Source organism: Photobacterium frigidiphilum, from assembly GCF_003025615.1.
GTDB lineage: Bacteria > Pseudomonadota > Gammaproteobacteria > Enterobacterales > Vibrionaceae > Photobacterium > Photobacterium frigidiphilum.
In genome coordinates this window covers 1-635 of record NZ_PYMJ01000143.1, presented here as the reverse complement: position 1 = coordinate 635, position 635 = coordinate 1, and the positions used below count along the sequence as shown (strand labels likewise).

Sequence of the window (635 nt, the reverse complement as noted above, 5' to 3'; positions counted from 1 at the left end):
GTTTGTTTTGAGAACTCGTTTTTATGCCTTCTTTCGTAAAAGAAGTAATAAAAACATTTGTAATTGAATCCTAAGATTCAATTTACTAGTCAGCTTTCCAGATTGTTAAAGAACATGTGTTTTTTCTGTCTCTTTAGAGACAAATAATCCACTTTCTAACCACACTCCACTCTTCACGAGTCAGAATGCATTTAGAAAGTGGTGGAGCTATGCGGGATCGAACCGCAGACCTCCTGCGTGCAAGGCAGGCGCTCTCCCAGCTGAGCTATAACCCCAACGTTTCAAAAGACTGTTAACCACTTTTCTCTGGGAGGAGAAAGTGGTGGGTCTGAGTGGACTTGAACCACCGACCTCACCCTTATCAGGGGTGCGCTCTAACCACCTGAGCTACAGACCCATTTGGGAACTTGTTCAACTTGAACCACCGACCTCACCACTTTTACCAAGGGCGTGGGGTGCTAACAATCCGAACTAAAGACCCAAGTCTTTCACGTTCTTTGACATTTTAACCAAGCAATCTGTGTGGACACTGCATCAAACAATAAATCTTTAGGTAAGGAGGTGATCCAGCCCCAGGTTCCCCTAGGGCTACCTTGTTACGACTTCACCCCAGTCATGAACCACACCGTGGTAAA

At 45.0% G+C, this 635-nt stretch carries 2 tRNA genes and 1 rRNA gene; all 3 read right to left on the bottom strand.

Going from position 1 to position 635, the window contains the following annotated elements:
* Positions 1-199: 199 nt before the first annotated feature.
* Positions 200-275: transfer RNA gene (locus tag C9J12_RS30325), tRNA-Ala, on the bottom strand.
* 45 nt (positions 276-320) lie between these two features.
* Positions 321-397 (bottom strand) — tRNA-Ile (locus C9J12_RS30320).
* A gap of 157 nt (positions 398-554) precedes the next feature.
* A 16S ribosomal RNA gene (locus C9J12_RS30315) occupies positions 555-635 on the bottom strand; the annotation flags it as partial.